The 390-nt window shown below is 50.5% G+C and carries 1 protein-coding gene; it reads right to left on the bottom strand.

Annotated elements, in window-relative coordinates; all coding sequences use genetic code 11:
* The coding region (locus ACYVTD_RS17620; RefSeq protein WP_461248919.1) for an isocitrate/isopropylmalate family dehydrogenase at window positions 1-390 on the bottom strand (390 nt) is incomplete at both ends.

Here is a 390-nt window from a genome sequence, read left to right on the forward strand (position 1 = left end):
CATCATTTCGCTTTGTCCATCGCCCTCGTAATTTTTGCACGCCCATAAAAAGCCGCCTTCGCCTTTTACCCCCCGCGCCACCTCGTCGTCGATCAACGTGTAAAAATATTCGATGCCGGCCGCGGCGCATTTTTCCTTGAACTCGGTTTCGTATACTTCGTTAAAAATCGTCTTGAAGCTCCCTTTGTAGATTTTGGAAATCGTGTCCTTTGTCGCGAACCAGATCGGCAGTTTTTCGGCAAGCGCGTAGATGAAACAGGCGCGGGCGAAACTTCTGATTGAATCGTCGTAGTTGTGCATCCCCTGAACGATGCCCCTGCCTGAAAAATCAGCCACTTTCGCTCTGCGTTCCGTTCCATCTGGCTTTGTGTAAACAAGCTCCACCTTGCC

This window comes from Treponema sp. R6D11 (assembly GCF_054786075.1).